The organism is Pseudomonas sp. MDV22-iso1, assembly GCF_058145095.1.
The window spans coordinates 71,613-86,585 of sequence record NZ_JBYVMF010000015.1; the positions used below are offsets into that span (position 1 = coordinate 71,613).

Sequence of the window (14,973 nt, forward strand, 5' to 3'; positions counted from 1 at the left end):
AGCCTCGTGCCTCGGCAGCTGCTACAAAGGATTTGATGCGTTCCTGACAGGCGGTGCCAATCGCTGCCCTTGCTCCACCGCCCAACTCACCACCTGTGTCGTCAACTGGTCACTGGCCAGGCCAAAACCGGCAACAACCGACGGCACCTGCACATCGCTCAACGGCTGGCGCACTTCGAAGCGTCGGCTGGCGAGAATCCGCTGGTCATAGCCCCGCACCAGCAACGCATCCAGCCGAACGACCACGCTCGCGACCGTGCCTTGATATTCGGTCTGGAACGCCTGCAAGTTGCCGCCCAGCTCCAGGTCCGCCTGGAAATTGCTGTCGTCGGAGCTCAACAACTGAATTCGACCGTCTCGCTGAAAACCGTCCAGCAGACGATTGCGCAGCAGCACCGGCGCCGGATCGGTCCAGCGTGAACCTTTGTAGCTGCTGAGCAGATCACCCTGGGGGATCACCGCGATGTTCGGGCTGTTCAACGCCTGGCTCGCCTGCGGTTTGGCCAGGCGCAGCGACCAGCGTTGCGGCGTAACGTGGCTGGCCGAGGCGCCGCTCTGGGCCGACGGCAATCGATAGACATCGAACGGTTCGGGCTTGGGCAGGATCGAACACGCATTGAGCAGCACGAAGCTGGCGAGGAGGGCGACGTGGCTCAGCTTCATGGCGTGAACTCCTTGTTCTTGTCGTTGCCCAGCAGATAACCGCTGGGGTTGGCTTCAAGGCGCTGGGAAATCGCGCGCAACGACGTCAGCGTGTCACGCAGTTCACGCACCGCCGGCGCCAGCCCGTTGAGACCTTGCATGCCGTTGTTCAGGGAATCCTGATTGCTGGAGATCAGCTGGTTGATGGTCGCGCTGCTCTGTTCCAGCGACTTCATTGCCTGCTCGGCACTGCCGAACATCTGCTTGCCCTGATCATTGAGCAGGCCATTGGCGTTACGCATCAGCGCCGAGGTCTGTTCCAGCATGGCACCCGCTTGCTTGCCCACCGATGCCAATTGCTGCATGGCCTGACGGATATCGCCACGTTGATCGGCAATGGTGCCGGTGGTTTGCTCCAGATGCTCCAGGGTCTTGCTGATGCGTTCAACGTTCTCCGTGGAGAACATCAGATTGGCGTTATGCATCAGCGTATTCACACCGGCCATCAGGTCGTTGCTGTCGTTGAGCAGGCGGGCGATGGGTGAGGGCGATGCCACAATCGTCGGCAGGTCACCGCCTTTGCCCTTGAGCGCCGGGCTCTGGGGCGTGCCACCGCTGAGCTGAATGATCGAGGTGCCCGTGATACCGGTCAGCGCCAGTATGGCCCGGGTGTCTTCCTTGATCGGCGTTTCGCCACCCAAGCGGATGCGCGCCAGCACCCGACGCGGGTCTTTCGGGTCCAGGCGCAACGTCACGACATCGCCGACCTTGATCCCGCTGTACTGCACGGCGCTGCCTTTGGACAGGCCGCTGACCGCCTCGTTGAAGACGATTTCGTAATCCTTGAACTCCGTGTCGACACTGGACTTGGCCAGCCACAGGCCGAAAAGCAGGGCGCCTGCCACCACAATTACCGTGAACAGGCCGATCAACACATGATGGGCTCGGGTTTCCATGTCAGACCTCGTTGAGCTGTTGAGCGGCAGTCAGCGCCGCGCGGCCACGAGGGCCATGGAAGTATTCGTGAATCCACGCGTCGTCGGTTTCCGAAACCTTGTCGATGGCATCGGCCACCAGTACCTTTTTCTGCGCCAGCACCGCCACACGGTCGGTGATGGTGTAGAGCGTGTCCAGGTCGTGGGTGACCAGAAATACGCTCAGGCCCAACGCGTCGCGCAGGGTCAGGATCAATTGATCGAAGGCCGCAGCACCAATCGGGTCGAGGCCGGCCGTAGGTTCGTCGAGAAACAGAATATCCGGGTCCAGCGCCAGCGCCCGGGCCAGCGCAGCACGCTTGATCATGCCGCCGGAGAGCGAGGCCGGGTACTTGTCCGCCGCAGACAATGGCAAGCCCGCCAATGCCAGTTTCACTGCAGCCAGGTGCTCGGCATCTTCGCGACTCAAGCCAGCGTGTTCGATGAGGGGCAGGGCGACGTTTTCGGTTACGGTCAGCGAAGAAAACAGGGCACCTTTCTGGAACAGCACACCGAAACGCCGCTCGACCATCGAGCGCTCTTGCTCAGATAACGTCGGGAGGTTTTTACCAAACACCTTGACTACGCCCTCAGTGGGCTGGCGCAGGCCGACAATACTGCGCAGCAGCACCGATTTGCCGCTCCCGGAACCGCCCACCACGGCGAGGATTTCGCCCTTGTACAAGTCCAGGTCCAGATGTTCGTGCACGCTCTGATTGCCAAAGCGATTGCACAGGTCACGGACTTCGATCACGGCCTCGGAGGGCGCTCGGGGTAGACGACTCACCAGCCCATCTCCATGAAAAACAACGCGGCGACTGCGTCGAGAACGATCACCACAAAAATCGACTGGACCACGCTGGACGTGGTGTGCGCGCCAACAGACTCAGCGCTGCCACTGACCTTGAAGCCCTCGAGGCAGCCAATGGCCGCAATCAGGAAGGCGAAGATAGGCGCTTTGACCATCCCCACCAGAAAGTGCTGAACACCAATGTCCGATTGCAGCAGCGACAGGAACATCGCAGGCGAGATATCCAGCGACACGGCACACACCACGCCGCCGCCGATAATTCCCGAAAGCATCGCCAGAAAGGTCAGCATCGGCAGCGCGACCAGCAGGGCGAGGACACGCGGCACCACCAGCAACTCCATCGGGTCCAGGCCCAACGTGCGGATGGCGTCGATTTCTTCGTTGGCCTTCATTGAACCGATCTGAGCGGTGAACGCACTGGCGGTGCGGCCGGCCATCAGGATCGCGGTCAGCAGGACGCCAAACTCGCGCAGGAAAGAGAACGCCACCAGGTCCACGGTGAAGACCGTCGCGCCAAAGCTCGCCAGCACCGTTGCCCCCAGAAACGCCACAACGGCGCCCACCAGAAAGGTCAGCAGGGCAACGATGGGGGCAGCGTCGAGGCCGGTCTGTTCGATGTGCGCAATCATTGGCGTGATGCGCCAGCGTTTGGGCCGAAACAGGCTGCGGGCGACGGTTTCGAGGATCAGGCCGACAAAACCCAACAGCTGCAAGGTGTCCTGCCAGACCGTGTCGACTGCGCGACCAATGCGGGTCAGCAATTGGATGCCGACGCTGATTTCCGGTTCCTTGATCGGTACGCAGAAGTCCGTCATCGAGCAGTACACGGTTTGCAGCAACGCGCGATCGGCGCCGGACAATGTGCAATCCGGATGTTCGGCGGAGCGGCCGAGACGCTCGGACCCCAGCAACTCCACCAGCAGCGAAGCGCCAGCGGTATCGAGCGCGCCAAGACCATTAAGGTCGATGTGGGCGCTGTCGTCGTATTGGCCGCGAATCTTTTCGCTCAGGCCCTTGAGGTCGGCGTAATGGGCAAGCGTCCAGTCACCCGTAACCCGCAGCTGTGCGGGCGAGTGAGAGGTGTCCAGTTGGGCATTGCCGGCCGTTGTGCTGCTGGTCATAAGCTCCATGCTTGTTCGACTGAGAGGCTGGGCTACGTAATATCACGAAGCGTATTACTTTTCTTTGATCGGTGTGCTGTCCGTGATCTTGAAACGCAACACGCCGATGAGCTGGCCGTCTTCGGTCAGAACACGCACTTGCCAGTTACCCGCCGGGTTGCCGGGGAAGTTCTGTTTGTGGGTCCAGGCCCGATAGCCTTCCTTGCGCCCACCGTGGATATCCAGCGGGATACGATCAACTTCTTTACCGTTGAACTGCCACACGTGATAAATCCGCTCGTCCAGGCCGCGCGGCGCATTGATCGCGGTGTAGGCGTATAGCCCGCCACCACGTATCTGCTCTGCGCTGACCTCATCAAGACTGTCGCCGGGGGTGCGGTCCTGCAGTTGCGTGCTGATGGCGACATCGGTCATCCAAAGCGTTGCCGGCGGCACCCACGAGCGCAGTACCCAGCCCACGCCACCAATGCCCACGGTGATACACAGAATCGCCAGTGCATTGCGCACCGTACGGATCGGAAAGATCGACGCCAGGCTCGGGAAAGACAGCACGACCGCGATACCCAGTGCCAGTTTGAAGCTCTGGGCGGTGGTCAGGTGCAGGATGACGGGGAGGGCGGTGAGCAGTGCCGCGAACAACGTCAGCGTATGCAGCGCCAGAAACGCCCAGCGACGGGGTGCCAGCCATTTGTAGTAGAGCGGGTCGATAATGGAAATCAGTGCCGCAATGCACAGCAACCCGGTGAAGAAAAACTGTCCACTGTTCCAGGTGGTGGTGATGAAGAAAAACGGCAAGACGAAGAACAGGCTTTCCTGGTGAATCATCTGCGTGGCGTAACGCAGCAAAGGCTGGGGAATTTCGCGCTTGAACAGTTTCGCGAACAGCTTGGTGAGGCTGTTTTCCAGCATCAACCAGATCCAGCTGAGCACCATGATGATAGTGATCCAGGTGGCCAGGCCTTGCTGGCGATCAACCAGGATGAAACTGCCGACCCCGGAGATAAACCCACCGAGCGCAATGACCCCAGGGTAGCGCTTCATCAATTCCAGGATGCGCTGGACGTACAGGTTCAGGGTAGGCATTCGGCGGTTCGCACTAGTCGTAGGAAAAATCCTCGACAGGTTACCGCCCGGAGGGGCGGTGTGGCGAGGGGCTGCATTTCACACAAATCCCCTGTAGCAGCTGCCGAAGGCTGCGTTCGGCTGCGCAGCAGTCGTCAACCAGTCACCTCGGTACTCCAGATGAATGACCGACGGGATTTGCGACTGCTATGCAGCCGAACGCAGCCTTCGGCAGCTGCTACAGGGTCCGTCGTGCCTTTCGGTGTAAACGCCACGCCACTAATACGAGCACGATCAACCCCAACAACCCGGCAATCGCCCACACCAGCGCATCGTCGCTCATCAAAGGCGTCTCAATCCGTAGATACCCCGGCTGCAGCAGAAGTTCACGCATGGCCTTGTTCGCCTCTTCCAGCGTCACGCCTTGCAGCTCTTTGGCCGGGTTGGCGAAACGACCGTCTTGAAAGTCGCCCAATGCACTCCAGTAGTAATCCGCCAACGCGCTATTGCCTTGTACCGCCCAGGTCTGCCGCGCGATGGCGGCCTGCTTGAGACGATTGAAGGTCTCGGCGTTGAGCCCGTCCTTGAGCAACCCGGCCTTCAATTCCTCGAGTACCTGCTTGGCTTGCGGCAGGTCATCTCGCTCAAGATCGGCGTTCAAGCTCATGAAGCCAACCCCGCCAAACACCTCGCGCTCGGCAGAGGGCCCGTAAGACAAACTGTGAGCCAGACGCATCTGGCGATAGAGCGCCCAGTCCAGATAGTCCTTGAGCAAGTCGAAGGTCTCATCGTGCTGATCCTCCAGCACAGGCTCCGGTACCAGCCAGTGAAGTTTTGCGCCATTGCCAACCAGGCCGTTGCTCAACGTACGCTCGTGCGCTGCCGTCGCCTTGATTTCCGGCAGAGGTGGATGATCGGTCGGATCAACCGCTTCCAGTTCGCCGTATGAGCGTTCCAGATACGCCGGCAACAACCGGTCAAGGTCACCAACGACGATCAACGTCATGTTGTTGGGCGCGTACCAGGCTTTGCGCACCTGCTCGAGCTGCTCGCGGGTCAGGTGATCGACTTCCGCACGCTCGGGGCATTTGAGGCCCAGTTCCACGGCGAGCTGATTACTCGCCGTGTGCCCCAGGTCCTGCCGGTCCAGCCAGCGTTGCAGGTGCGAATAATGTCCGCCGTCTTCACGCTCGACCACTTGCTTGGCGGCATTGACGGCGTTGTCGTCGAAATGGGTCTGGGTCAGCAGCGCCAGCAGCAGGTCGAGTACCTTGCGCTGGTTTTTCGCCGGGGCTTCGATCACGAACGTGGTATCGGCATTGCTGGTGTAAGCGTTCCACTCACCGCCCAGGGCCTGCATGCGTTCTTCGAGACCGCCTTCGCCGGTGGCGTCGATGCCGCTGAACAGCAAATGCTCAAGCAAATGCGGCAGCTCCTTGTCGGCGCACTCGAAGTCATCCAGACCGACGCCAACGACCAGCCGGATTGCCACATGCCCACGGTCAATGCCGGGTTTGAGCAGCAATTGCAGACCATTGGGCAGCGTATAGCCCTCAACCTGGAAGCGGTCCAGGGCAAATGAAGGGAATGATCCAAGCAATAGGCAGGCGAATAACAGGCAACGCATAACGAGCTTCCATACGGCTGATTGGAGATCCGTGTCGTCCTTCAGACCACTATCGCGGGCAAGCCGGCGCCCACAGGTACCGGGTCGGCCAAAGATGTAGGGTCAGCCCCCAATACCTTGTGGGAGTTGGCTTGCCCGCGATGGCAGTCTTGAAGTTGAACCAATGTTACTGACTAGCCACTCTGCCAGACGTTCAAGGCGAATGCGTGATGTCAGCCAAATCGTCCACCACCAACGCGCCCGTGTCGGACGTTTCCAATACAGCGTACGCACTGCTGCAGAACAATGAGTTCAAGCGTTTCATGTCGGCAATCAATTCCAGATGCAGTGAACTGGTCTCGATACTCTGCACGATCTTACGTTGCAACCGGCTGACATGGGCGTGGGCCAAACGCCGTTCCTGTGCGCGAAAACGACGTTTCTCACGCAGTAACTGACGGGCGCTTTCCTTGTCGGAACTGAGGAACACGGACAGCCCCAGGCGCAAGTTGGCAATCAACTGGCTGTGCAATCCCGCCAACTCTTCCAGGCCGACCTCGGAAAACGACCGACGCTGCGAGGTTTTCTGCTGCTGAACCTTGCGCAACATGCGTTCGATCAAGTCGCTGGCGAGTTTGAGGTTGATTGCCAGCTCAATGATTTCTGCCCAGCGCCGACTATCCTGATCGCTCAAATCTTCCCGGGGCATTTGCGCCAGATACAGTTTTATGGCGCTATAGAGCGCTTCGACATCGTCCGTCAGACGGCGCATTTCCTGGGTCACGGCGGTCTGTTTGCCGTGCAGGACGTCGAGCATGGCTTCGAGCATGTTGTCGATCAAATCGCCAATGCGCAGGGTTTCACGCGCGGCATTGGCCAGCGCCAGGCCGGGCGTGACCAGCGCCGTCGGGTCAAGGTGCCGCGGCTTGGCCATCCCGTTTATTTCCGGCCGCTCTGGCAACAGCCAGGCACACAGCCTGGCCATGGGTCCAACGCTGGGCAGCAGGATCAGGCAACGCGCGGTGTTGTAGAGCAGGTGGAAGCCAATGACCATTTCCTGTGGGCTGTAATCGAGGCTGTCGATCCAGTGCACCAGCGGGTCCAGCACTGGAATGATCAGCAACAGCCCGATCAGTTTGTACAACAGACTGCCCAGCGCGACTTGGCGACCCGCAGCGTTTTGCATGCTGGTGCTGAGAAAGGCCAGCACCCCACTGCCGATGTTGGCGCCAATCACCAAGCCGATGGCCACCGGTAAACTGATCACGCCAGCCCCGGCGAGGGTGGCGGTGAGCAGGACCGCGGCGAGACTGGAGTAGGACACCATCGCGAACAGCGCCCCGACCAGGGCATCGAGCAGGATGTCGCCGGTCAGGGACGCGAAAATCACCTTCACGCCCTGGGCCTGCGTGATGGGTGCGGCGGACTCGACGATTAGTTGCAGCGCCAGAATGATCAGCCCCAACCCGATGCTGACGCGGCCCATCTGTCCAAGCCGTGTTTGCTTGCGCGACAGAAAGAAGATGACCCCGAGGAAAATCAGCAGCGGCGACAGCCAGGACAGATCAAGCGTCAACACCCGCGCCATCAATGCGGTACCGACGTCGGCCCCAAGCATGGTGGCCAGGGCCGGAGTCAGCGCCATCAGGCCTTGCCCGACAAACGAGGTGACCAGCATTGCCGTTGCGTTGCTGCTCTGAACCATGGCGGTCACGACGATCCCTGCAATGAACGCCAGCCATCGCTTGGACATGTTCTGGCCAATGACGTGGCGCAGGTTGGAACCGTAGACCCGCAAGATGCCGGTTCGGACGATGTGCGTGCCCCAGATCAACAAGGCCACGGCAGATAACAAATTGAGCAGGGTGAGCATAAGGGGCCCCCTGTGGTGGTAGCGCCCCAAAGGGGCAAGTTGACGGTGCCGCGCGACTTTCTACGTTCTGTACTTAAGCTGTAGTTGGCTAACGGTCTGTGCGCCAGCATCGCATAGCTAAAGAGGTGTTTGAAACAAAACTGTCATAAAAACAGCTTGATGCAGAAACGAAAAAGGAGCCCGAAGGCCCCTCTTATCATCACCTGTAGCAGCTGCCGGACGCAGGCTTCGCCAGCTGCTACACCTGCGGGTTACTGGCCAGGAATGTCCTTGCGCAGTTTCACCGGGTCTTGCTGCTTCTTCTTTTTCGCAATCGCGGTGCGCATCTTGATGTTGATCGCTTCCACGGCCAGCGAGAACGCCATGGCGAAGTAGACGTAGCCTTTTGGCACATGTACGTCGAACGATTCAGCGATCAGCACGGTACCGACGATCAGCAGGAACGACAGCGCCAGCATCTTCAGCGACGGGTGCTTGTCGATGAACGAGCTGATGGTGCCGGCAGCCAGCATCATCACCAGTACGGCGACGACGATTGCCGCAACCATGACCGGCACATGGGAAACCATGCCGACCGCAGTAATCACCGAGTCCAGAGAGAATACGATGTCGATGATCGCGATCTGGATGATCGTGTACAGGAAGTTGCCGCCTTTGCCTGTTGGCTCTTCGTTGGTTTCGTCTTCACCTTCCAGCGCGTGGTACATCTCTTGCGAGCTCTTCCACAGCAGGAACAGACCACCGAAGAACAGAATCAGGTCGCGTCCGGAAATACCCTGGCCGAGGACCTCGAACAGATCGGCGGTAAGTTGCATGACCCAGGTGATCGACAGCAGCAACGCGATTCGCGTGACCATCGCCAGCGCCAGACCGAAGATCCGGGTGCGCTGCTGCATGTGCTTGGGCATGCGGCTGACCAGGATCGAGATCATGATGATGTTATCGATACCCAGGACAATTTCCAGGGCGGTCAGGGTAAAGAAGGCAACCCAGATTTCAGGGTTGGTCAGCCATTCCATGTGTATTCCTTTGAGCGAGTGTTAAACCACGAAGGGCCCGGGCTTCAACAAACAAAGCCTGGACCCGTCTTGGTGAGTCTTGAGCTTATAGAGTGCTGAACAGCGGAAAAATCCCCATCAGCACTGCTGCAACCAGTATGCACATGCACACCAGCACTGCCCACTTCAGGGTAAAGCGCTGATGGTCACCGAAGTCGATCCCGGCCAGAGCCACCAACAAGTAAGTCGATGGTACCAACGGGCTCAGCAAGTGGACGGGCTGACCGACGATCGAGGCACGTGCCATTTCGACTGCGGTTATACCGTAATGACTCGCGGCTTCGGCAAGTACTGGTAACACGCCGTAATAAAAAGCATCGTTCGACATGAAAAACGTGAACGGCATGCTCACCAGCGCGGTAATTACAGCCAGGTACGGGCCGAGGAAATCCGGGATGACCGCCAACAGGCTTTTCGACATCGCATCGACCATGCCGGTGCCCGTCAGGATACCGGTGAAAATACCAGCGGCGAAGATTAAACCGACCACTGCCAACACGCTACCGGCATGAGCGGCGACGCGGTCTTTCTGCATTTGCAGGCACGGGTAGTTGACGATCATCGCGATACTGAACGCCACCATGAACAGCACCGGCAGCGGCAACAGACCGGCGATCAGGGTGCACATCAAGGCCAGCGTCAAAGCGCCGTTGAACCAGATCAGTTTCGGACGACGGGCATCCGGGAACTGCGAAACGCTGATCTCGCTGTGGTCGATTTCATCGCCAGCCAGGTGCAATTCACCCAGACGAGCGCGCTCGCGTTTACCGTAGAAGTAGGCAATCGCCAGGATTGCCACGACGCCCGCCAGCATCGCCGGAATCATCGGTACGAAAATATCGGACGGGTCGACATGCAGCGCACTGGCTGCACGCGCGGTCGGACCGCCCCAAGGCGTCATGTTCATCACGCCACCGGCGAGGATGATCAGGCCGGCCATGATTCGCGGGCTCATGCCGATGCGGCTGTAGAGCGGCAGCATGGCGGCGACGCAGATCATGTAAGTGGTCGCGCCGTCACCATCGAGGGAAACGACGAGCGCCAGTACGGCGGTGCCGACCGAAACTTTCAGCGGGTCGCCCTTGACCAGTTTGAGGATCTTGCGCACGGCCGGATCGAACAGGCCGGAGTCGATCATCAGGGCGAAGTACAGAATGGCGAACATCAGCATCACGCCGGTCGGCGCAAGCTTGGTGATGCCTTCGAGCATCATCGGACCGATCTTCGGTGCAAAACCACCGAACAGGGCAAAAACAATCGGGATGATGATCAATGCGATCAGCGCGGACAGGCGCTTGGTCATGATCAGGAACATGAACGTGATGACCATGGCAAAGCCAAGGAAAGTCAGCATGGGAATACTCCAGGCGTAGCGCGGCTAAGGGAAATGGGCGAACCGCAAGGGCTCAGCGCAGAACGGGAAGCAGGAGGCGTACGGGCGGAGTGACAGCGAAGCAGCGGGAAGTAGAGGACATCAGAATCACCATTGTTGTTGTTAAATGGACCGTGCGAGCGATAAAACACTGGCAGTGGCCAACCGGTCTGTTGCCGGGAGTAGGGCGATCCTAATCGTGAAAGCTTTCACCCAGCTTTCGCTGGTAAACGCATTGACCGGATGTGCAACCGGTCGTCGGGCAGAGGAATGTAGTCGGATCGCGTCGCGGCCATCGAGAGCGCACAGATTTATGGTCGCTGGAGATCCCTGTAGGAGTGAGCCTGCTCGCGATGGCGTCGCCAACTACTCAGAGGAAGGAATGTCATGAACGAAATTCACACCGGCGGTTGCCACTGCGGCCAATTGCGCTATCAGTTCAGCGGGCCGTTGCACGACATCGCCCACTGCCACTGTTCAATCTGTCGAAAGGTCAGCGGCGGCATCGTCACCACCTGGATCACGACGCCCGCATCAGCCTTCGAATGGTTGAAAGGGACGCCCGCGCAGTACGAATCATCATCCAGCTGTGTGCGATATTTCTGCCGCAACTGCGGGGCGCAACTGGCATTGGTGACACGCCTGAGCCCCGAGAGCATTGACGTTACGATCGCCACGCTCGATCACCCGGACCAGGCGCCGGCAGAGCGGCACATCTGGACCGACAGCCGTTTGCCGTGGCTGCACCTGGACGAACACCTGCCCTCTGAGCCCGAAGAAACGCTCTGATCAGAACACCGACAGGTTCAGCGGCCGGACCTCGCCCATCCAGATCGCGTGCTCCGTGTGATCCAGCAGATCGTCACCGGTGTCCGGGTGCAGGAACACCACCAACCCTTTGCGATTAAGCGCCAGCCACGGCAACACATCGCCGATGTAGTGCGGTTCGAACGCCAATTGGCAGCTCCAGTCAGGGTGCGGCCCGACCGGACGCTCGTGCACGCGCCCCATCTTCACCGGAAACAACTGCGCTGCCTGCTCACACAAGGCCCGCGCCTGATCGATGCTGTTGGCGTCGAAATACACATGGGCGTGATAACCCTTGATCCCTTGCATCTGAATACCTCTAAAACCCAGTCGAACCCTCACCGATCCCCACAGGTCACACGCCATATACGTAGGAATCAAGGAAGCTCAGCCATGAAAAATGCCGAAACCCCCGTTGTGAAAGTGGTGCTCTATGGTGCCATGAGTAGCCTGGGCAGTGCGCTGATGGCTGAAATGCTGCGGCGCCAGCACGAAGTGATCGCCATACTCGACGACCTGACGGCGCTCGCGCCACGACCAGGCTTGCGCACCAAGAGCGGTGACTTGTTTGATGCCGAACGGGTCAAGCAGAGCGTTGCAGGCAGCTCGGCGGTGGTCTGTCTTTTAGACGCACCAGGGCTGCCGTTCAACAGTGAGCACGTGGAAAAAACCATCGTACCGGGACCGGTCGAGCAAGTGCTGGCGGTCGATGCGTTGATCGAGGGCATGCAGGCATCAAACATTCCCCGGCTGTTCCTGGTGGGCGATTTCGAATTGCTGGACGATCCTGAAATAGAAGATCGCCTGCAACGCCACGCTGCTGAAGAAATTCGCGAAGCCCTGCAAAGCAGCTCATTGCAATGGACGATGGTCAACGCGCCTCGCGGCGTGCATGGGTTGACCATTGAACATTTCAGCCAAGTCAGCAGCAGTCTGGAGCCCGGTTTGGCCGAGCCACTTGAACGGTTGAACAGGGTCGCAGTGGGGATTGCCGATGAGCTGCATCTGAACCTGCACGTGGGTGAGCATGTGAATTTCGTTGCGGCTTCGACACACTAAAAGATCACATCGCAATCGAAGGCAGCGGTAACCCATTCAGCGACTGCGCGCTATTTGCCTGCTCTGCCATCAACCAATCCACGAACTGACGAATCAACACACCACGCCGCTTGCGCTGGGGCAGGACAACGTAATAGCCCAGCCGCGAAATAACCGTTTCGGCGATGGGTCGGCACAACAACCCCTGGGCGAGCAAGTTATCCACAAGGTGGCGCCAGCCAATGGCGACGCCCTGACCGCCGATCGCCGCTTGAATGAGCAAGGTGTAGTTGTCGAAACGCAGCTGCCCGGGCGCGGGTGCCGAGTTGATCCCCAGCTCGCGAAAGACGCCGCTCCAGTCAAACCAGTTGCTGCCGTTTTCACCCCGCAAGTGCAGCAACGGAAACTCAAGCAATGAGGGGACGGGCAAGGGCAGAGGTCGGTCCTTCAATAAGAGTGGGCTGCACACCGGGAACACTTCTTCGCTGAACAGCCAATGACTCTCACCCTGCTTGAACCGACCTTCCCCGAACAATACGGCGACATCGATATCCGTACGCAGCATGTTCTGACTGCGCTCACTGGTGACGAGACTGACGTCGACGCTGGGATGCGCAGCATGGAAGCGGTGCAGTCGCGGCATCAACCAATAGGCGGCGAAAGCAAAGTCCGTGGCGACCTGCAGTACCTCGTGTTGATTCTGTGTGCTGATCGCACTTAATCCTGCATCGATATTCTGCAAACCGAGCTGAACTTGCTCAAACAGAATAGCGCCAGCCTCGGTCAATTCGATGCCGCGATAGATACGATCAAACAAGCGAATGGCAAGTTGATCCTCCAGTCGTTTGATCTGCTGGCTAATGGCCGGCTGCGTAGTGCCAATCTCCGCCGCGGCAGCCGTGAAGCTGCGCTGACGCGCGGCGGCTTCAAATGCACGCAACAGGTCGAGGGACAAATCACCAAGGGCGTCATACATAAGCTGGGCTTATCCTAGTCATTGCTTGGCATGGGCTTTACCTCAAACTCTATGGATCCCATGCTCGATCGCAGCACTCTCGCATAAATATTCACTATGGAATGCCGCGATCACATGAAGCGCAAGAATATTCTTTTCATCATGGCCGATCAGATGGCCGCGCCAATGTTGCCGTTCTACGGTCCTTCGCCAATCAAATTACCCAATCTCAGTCGCCTCGCCGCCGAAGGCGTGGTGTTCGACGCCGCCTATTGCAATAGCCCATTGTGCGCGCCGTCGCGCTTTACCCTGGTCAGCGGCCAGTTACCGAGCAAGATCGGCGCCTACGATAACGCGGCGGACTTCCCCGCCGATGTGCCCACTTATGCTCACTATTTGCGTCGCCTCGGTTATCGCACGGCGTTGTCAGGGAAGATGCACTTCTGCGGTCCCGACCAACTGCATGGCTACGAAGAGCGACTGACGAGCGACATTTACCCAGCGGATTACGGCTGGTCGGTCAACTGGGACGAGCCGGACGTTCGACCTACCTGGTTTCACAACATGGCATCGGTGCTCCAGGCCGGGCCGTGCGTGCGTACCAATCAGCTGGATTTCGATGAAGAGGTTGTGTTCAAGGCCCAACAATATCTGTTTGACCACATCCGTGAGGATGGCGATCAGCCGTTCTGCCTGACCGTTTCCATGACGCATCCACACGATCCGTACACCATTCCAAAAGCCTTTTGGGACCTGTACGACGACGCCGACATCCCGCTTCCTGAAACGCCGCCTCAGTCCGACCTGGACCCACACTCTCAGCGACTGCTCAAGGTTTACGACCTGTGGGACAAGCCGCTGCCTGTGGATAAGATTCGTGACGCACGTCGCGCTTATTTCGGAGCTTGCAGCTATATCGACAGCAATGTCGGCAAACTCCTGCAAACCCTCGAAGATACGGGCTTGATTGACGACACCATCATTGTGTTTTCCGGCGACCATGGCGACATGCTCGGTGAGCGTGGGCTCTGGTACAAAATGCATTGGTTCGAAATGGCGGCCCGTGTGCCGCTGCTGATCAGTTCGCCTGGGCAGTTCGGTGCGGGCAGGATCAGCGCAGCCGTTTCCACTGCCGATTTGTTGCCAACCTTTGTCGAATTGGCTGGCGGTTCGCTGGAGCCTGGATTGCCGCTGGATGGCCGCTCGCTGGTTTCGCACTTGAAGGGGCAGGGTGGTCATGACGAAGTGTTCGGCGAGTACATGGCCGAGGGCACCATCAGCCCGTTGATGATGATTCGCCGGGGAGCTTACAAATTCATCTACAGCGAAGACGACCCTTGCCTACTCTTCGATGTACACAACGACCCACGAGAACAGGAAGAGCTCAGTCAGTCGCCGCAGCATCAGCCACTGTTCGCCGAATTTCTCGCCGAGGCACGCGCCAAATGGAATATCCCGGCGATTCACCAACAGGTGCTCGCGAGTCAGCGGCGTCGGCGGTTTGTTGCCGATGCGCTGACTATCGGCAAGCTGAAGAGCTGGGATCACCAGCCGCTGGTGGACGCCAGTCAGCAGTACATGCGCAACCACATCGACCTCGATGATCTGGAGCGCAAAGCACGTTATCCACAACCCTGCCAAAACCAATAATGTT

14 protein-coding genes are annotated in these 14,973 nt (G+C 59.0%); 3 read left to right on the forward strand and 11 right to left on the reverse strand.

Features of this window, described 5'->3' with window-relative positions:
* Positions 1-21 precede the first annotated feature (21 nt).
* The 9 genes from AC3ZVB_RS17755 to AC3ZVB_RS17795 form a co-directional block, all read right to left on the reverse strand.
* Positions 22-663 carry an ABC-type transport auxiliary lipoprotein family protein gene (locus AC3ZVB_RS17755; RefSeq protein ID WP_490147291.1) on the reverse strand — a complete coding sequence of 214 codons (642 nt, stop codon included), beginning with the start codon at positions 661-663 and terminating at the stop codon, positions 22-24.
* A complete protein-coding gene (locus AC3ZVB_RS17760; protein ID WP_490147292.1) occupies positions 660-1,598 on the reverse strand; it encodes an MlaD family protein in 939 nt (312 codons plus the stop codon). Before AC3ZVB_RS17760 ends, AC3ZVB_RS17755 begins: the two co-directional genes overlap by 4 nt.
* 1 nt (position 1,599) lies before the next feature.
* Positions 1,600-2,403 carry an ABC transporter ATP-binding protein gene (locus AC3ZVB_RS17765; RefSeq protein ID WP_162437572.1) on the reverse strand — a complete coding sequence of 268 codons (804 nt, stop codon included), beginning with the start codon at positions 2,401-2,403 and terminating at the stop codon, positions 1,600-1,602.
* A complete protein-coding gene (locus AC3ZVB_RS17770) occupies positions 2,400-3,548 on the reverse strand; it encodes an ABC transporter permease (RefSeq protein ID WP_194690819.1) in 1,149 nt (382 codons plus the stop codon). Before AC3ZVB_RS17770 ends, AC3ZVB_RS17765 begins: the two co-directional genes overlap by 4 nt.
* A 54-nt stretch (positions 3,549-3,602) precedes the next feature.
* Positions 3,603-4,631, reverse strand: a complete 1,029-nt coding sequence (locus AC3ZVB_RS17775; RefSeq protein ID WP_194690820.1) for a DUF5924 family protein — start codon at positions 4,629-4,631, stop codon at positions 3,603-3,605.
* Between the two features lie 217 nt (positions 4,632-4,848).
* Positions 4,849-6,237: a M16 family metallopeptidase gene (locus AC3ZVB_RS17780; RefSeq protein WP_490147293.1), complete on the reverse strand. Its 1,389-nt coding sequence runs from the start codon at positions 6,235-6,237 to the stop codon at positions 4,849-4,851.
* A gap of 193 nt (positions 6,238-6,430) precedes the next feature.
* Positions 6,431-8,089, reverse strand: coding sequence for a Na/Pi cotransporter family protein (locus AC3ZVB_RS17785; RefSeq protein ID WP_162437576.1), 1,659 nt, complete (start codon positions 8,087-8,089; stop codon positions 6,431-6,433).
* Between the two features lie 251 nt (positions 8,090-8,340).
* Positions 8,341-9,108: a TerC family protein gene (locus AC3ZVB_RS17790; protein WP_162437577.1), complete on the reverse strand. Its 768-nt coding sequence runs from the start codon at positions 9,106-9,108 to the stop codon at positions 8,341-8,343.
* Between the two features lie 85 nt (positions 9,109-9,193).
* The gene (locus AC3ZVB_RS17795; RefSeq protein WP_162437578.1) at positions 9,194-10,501 is read right to left on the reverse strand and encodes a CitMHS family transporter; all 1,308 of its coding nucleotides are present in this window, start codon (positions 10,499-10,501) and stop codon (positions 9,194-9,196) included.
* A 405-nt stretch (positions 10,502-10,906) separates the two neighbouring features.
* Here AC3ZVB_RS17795 and AC3ZVB_RS17800 point away from each other — a divergent pair, with 405 nt between their 5' ends.
* Entirely contained in the window at positions 10,907-11,308 is a 402-nt protein-coding gene (locus AC3ZVB_RS17800; RefSeq protein WP_490147294.1) for a GFA family protein, read from the forward strand.
* Here AC3ZVB_RS17800 and AC3ZVB_RS17805 read toward each other — a convergent pair whose 3' ends face one another.
* On the reverse strand, positions 11,309-11,635 hold the full coding sequence (locus AC3ZVB_RS17805) for a DOPA 4,5-dioxygenase family protein (RefSeq protein ID WP_194690823.1): 327 nt from the start codon (positions 11,633-11,635) through the stop codon (positions 11,309-11,311).
* Positions 11,636-11,719: 84 nt separating this feature from the next.
* Here AC3ZVB_RS17805 and AC3ZVB_RS17810 point away from each other — a divergent pair, with 84 nt between their 5' ends.
* Positions 11,720-12,385 carry an NAD(P)-dependent oxidoreductase gene (locus AC3ZVB_RS17810; protein ID WP_194690824.1) on the forward strand — a complete coding sequence of 222 codons (666 nt, stop codon included), beginning with the start codon at positions 11,720-11,722 and terminating at the stop codon, positions 12,383-12,385.
* Positions 12,386-12,389: 4 nt separating this feature from the next.
* Here the strand turns inward: AC3ZVB_RS17810 and AC3ZVB_RS17815 are convergent, their stop codons facing one another.
* Positions 12,390-13,340, reverse strand: coding sequence for a choline sulfate utilization transcriptional regulator (locus tag AC3ZVB_RS17815; protein WP_490147295.1), 951 nt, complete (start codon positions 13,338-13,340; stop codon positions 12,390-12,392).
* A 114-nt stretch (positions 13,341-13,454) separates the two neighbouring features.
* Between AC3ZVB_RS17815 and betC the strand changes: the two genes are divergently transcribed.
* Positions 13,455-14,969 (forward strand): choline-sulfatase, encoded by a 1,515-nt coding sequence (gene betC, locus AC3ZVB_RS17820; RefSeq protein WP_162437583.1) that lies wholly within the window; start codon positions 13,455-13,457, stop codon positions 14,967-14,969.
* Positions 14,970-14,973: the final 4 nt, after the last annotated feature.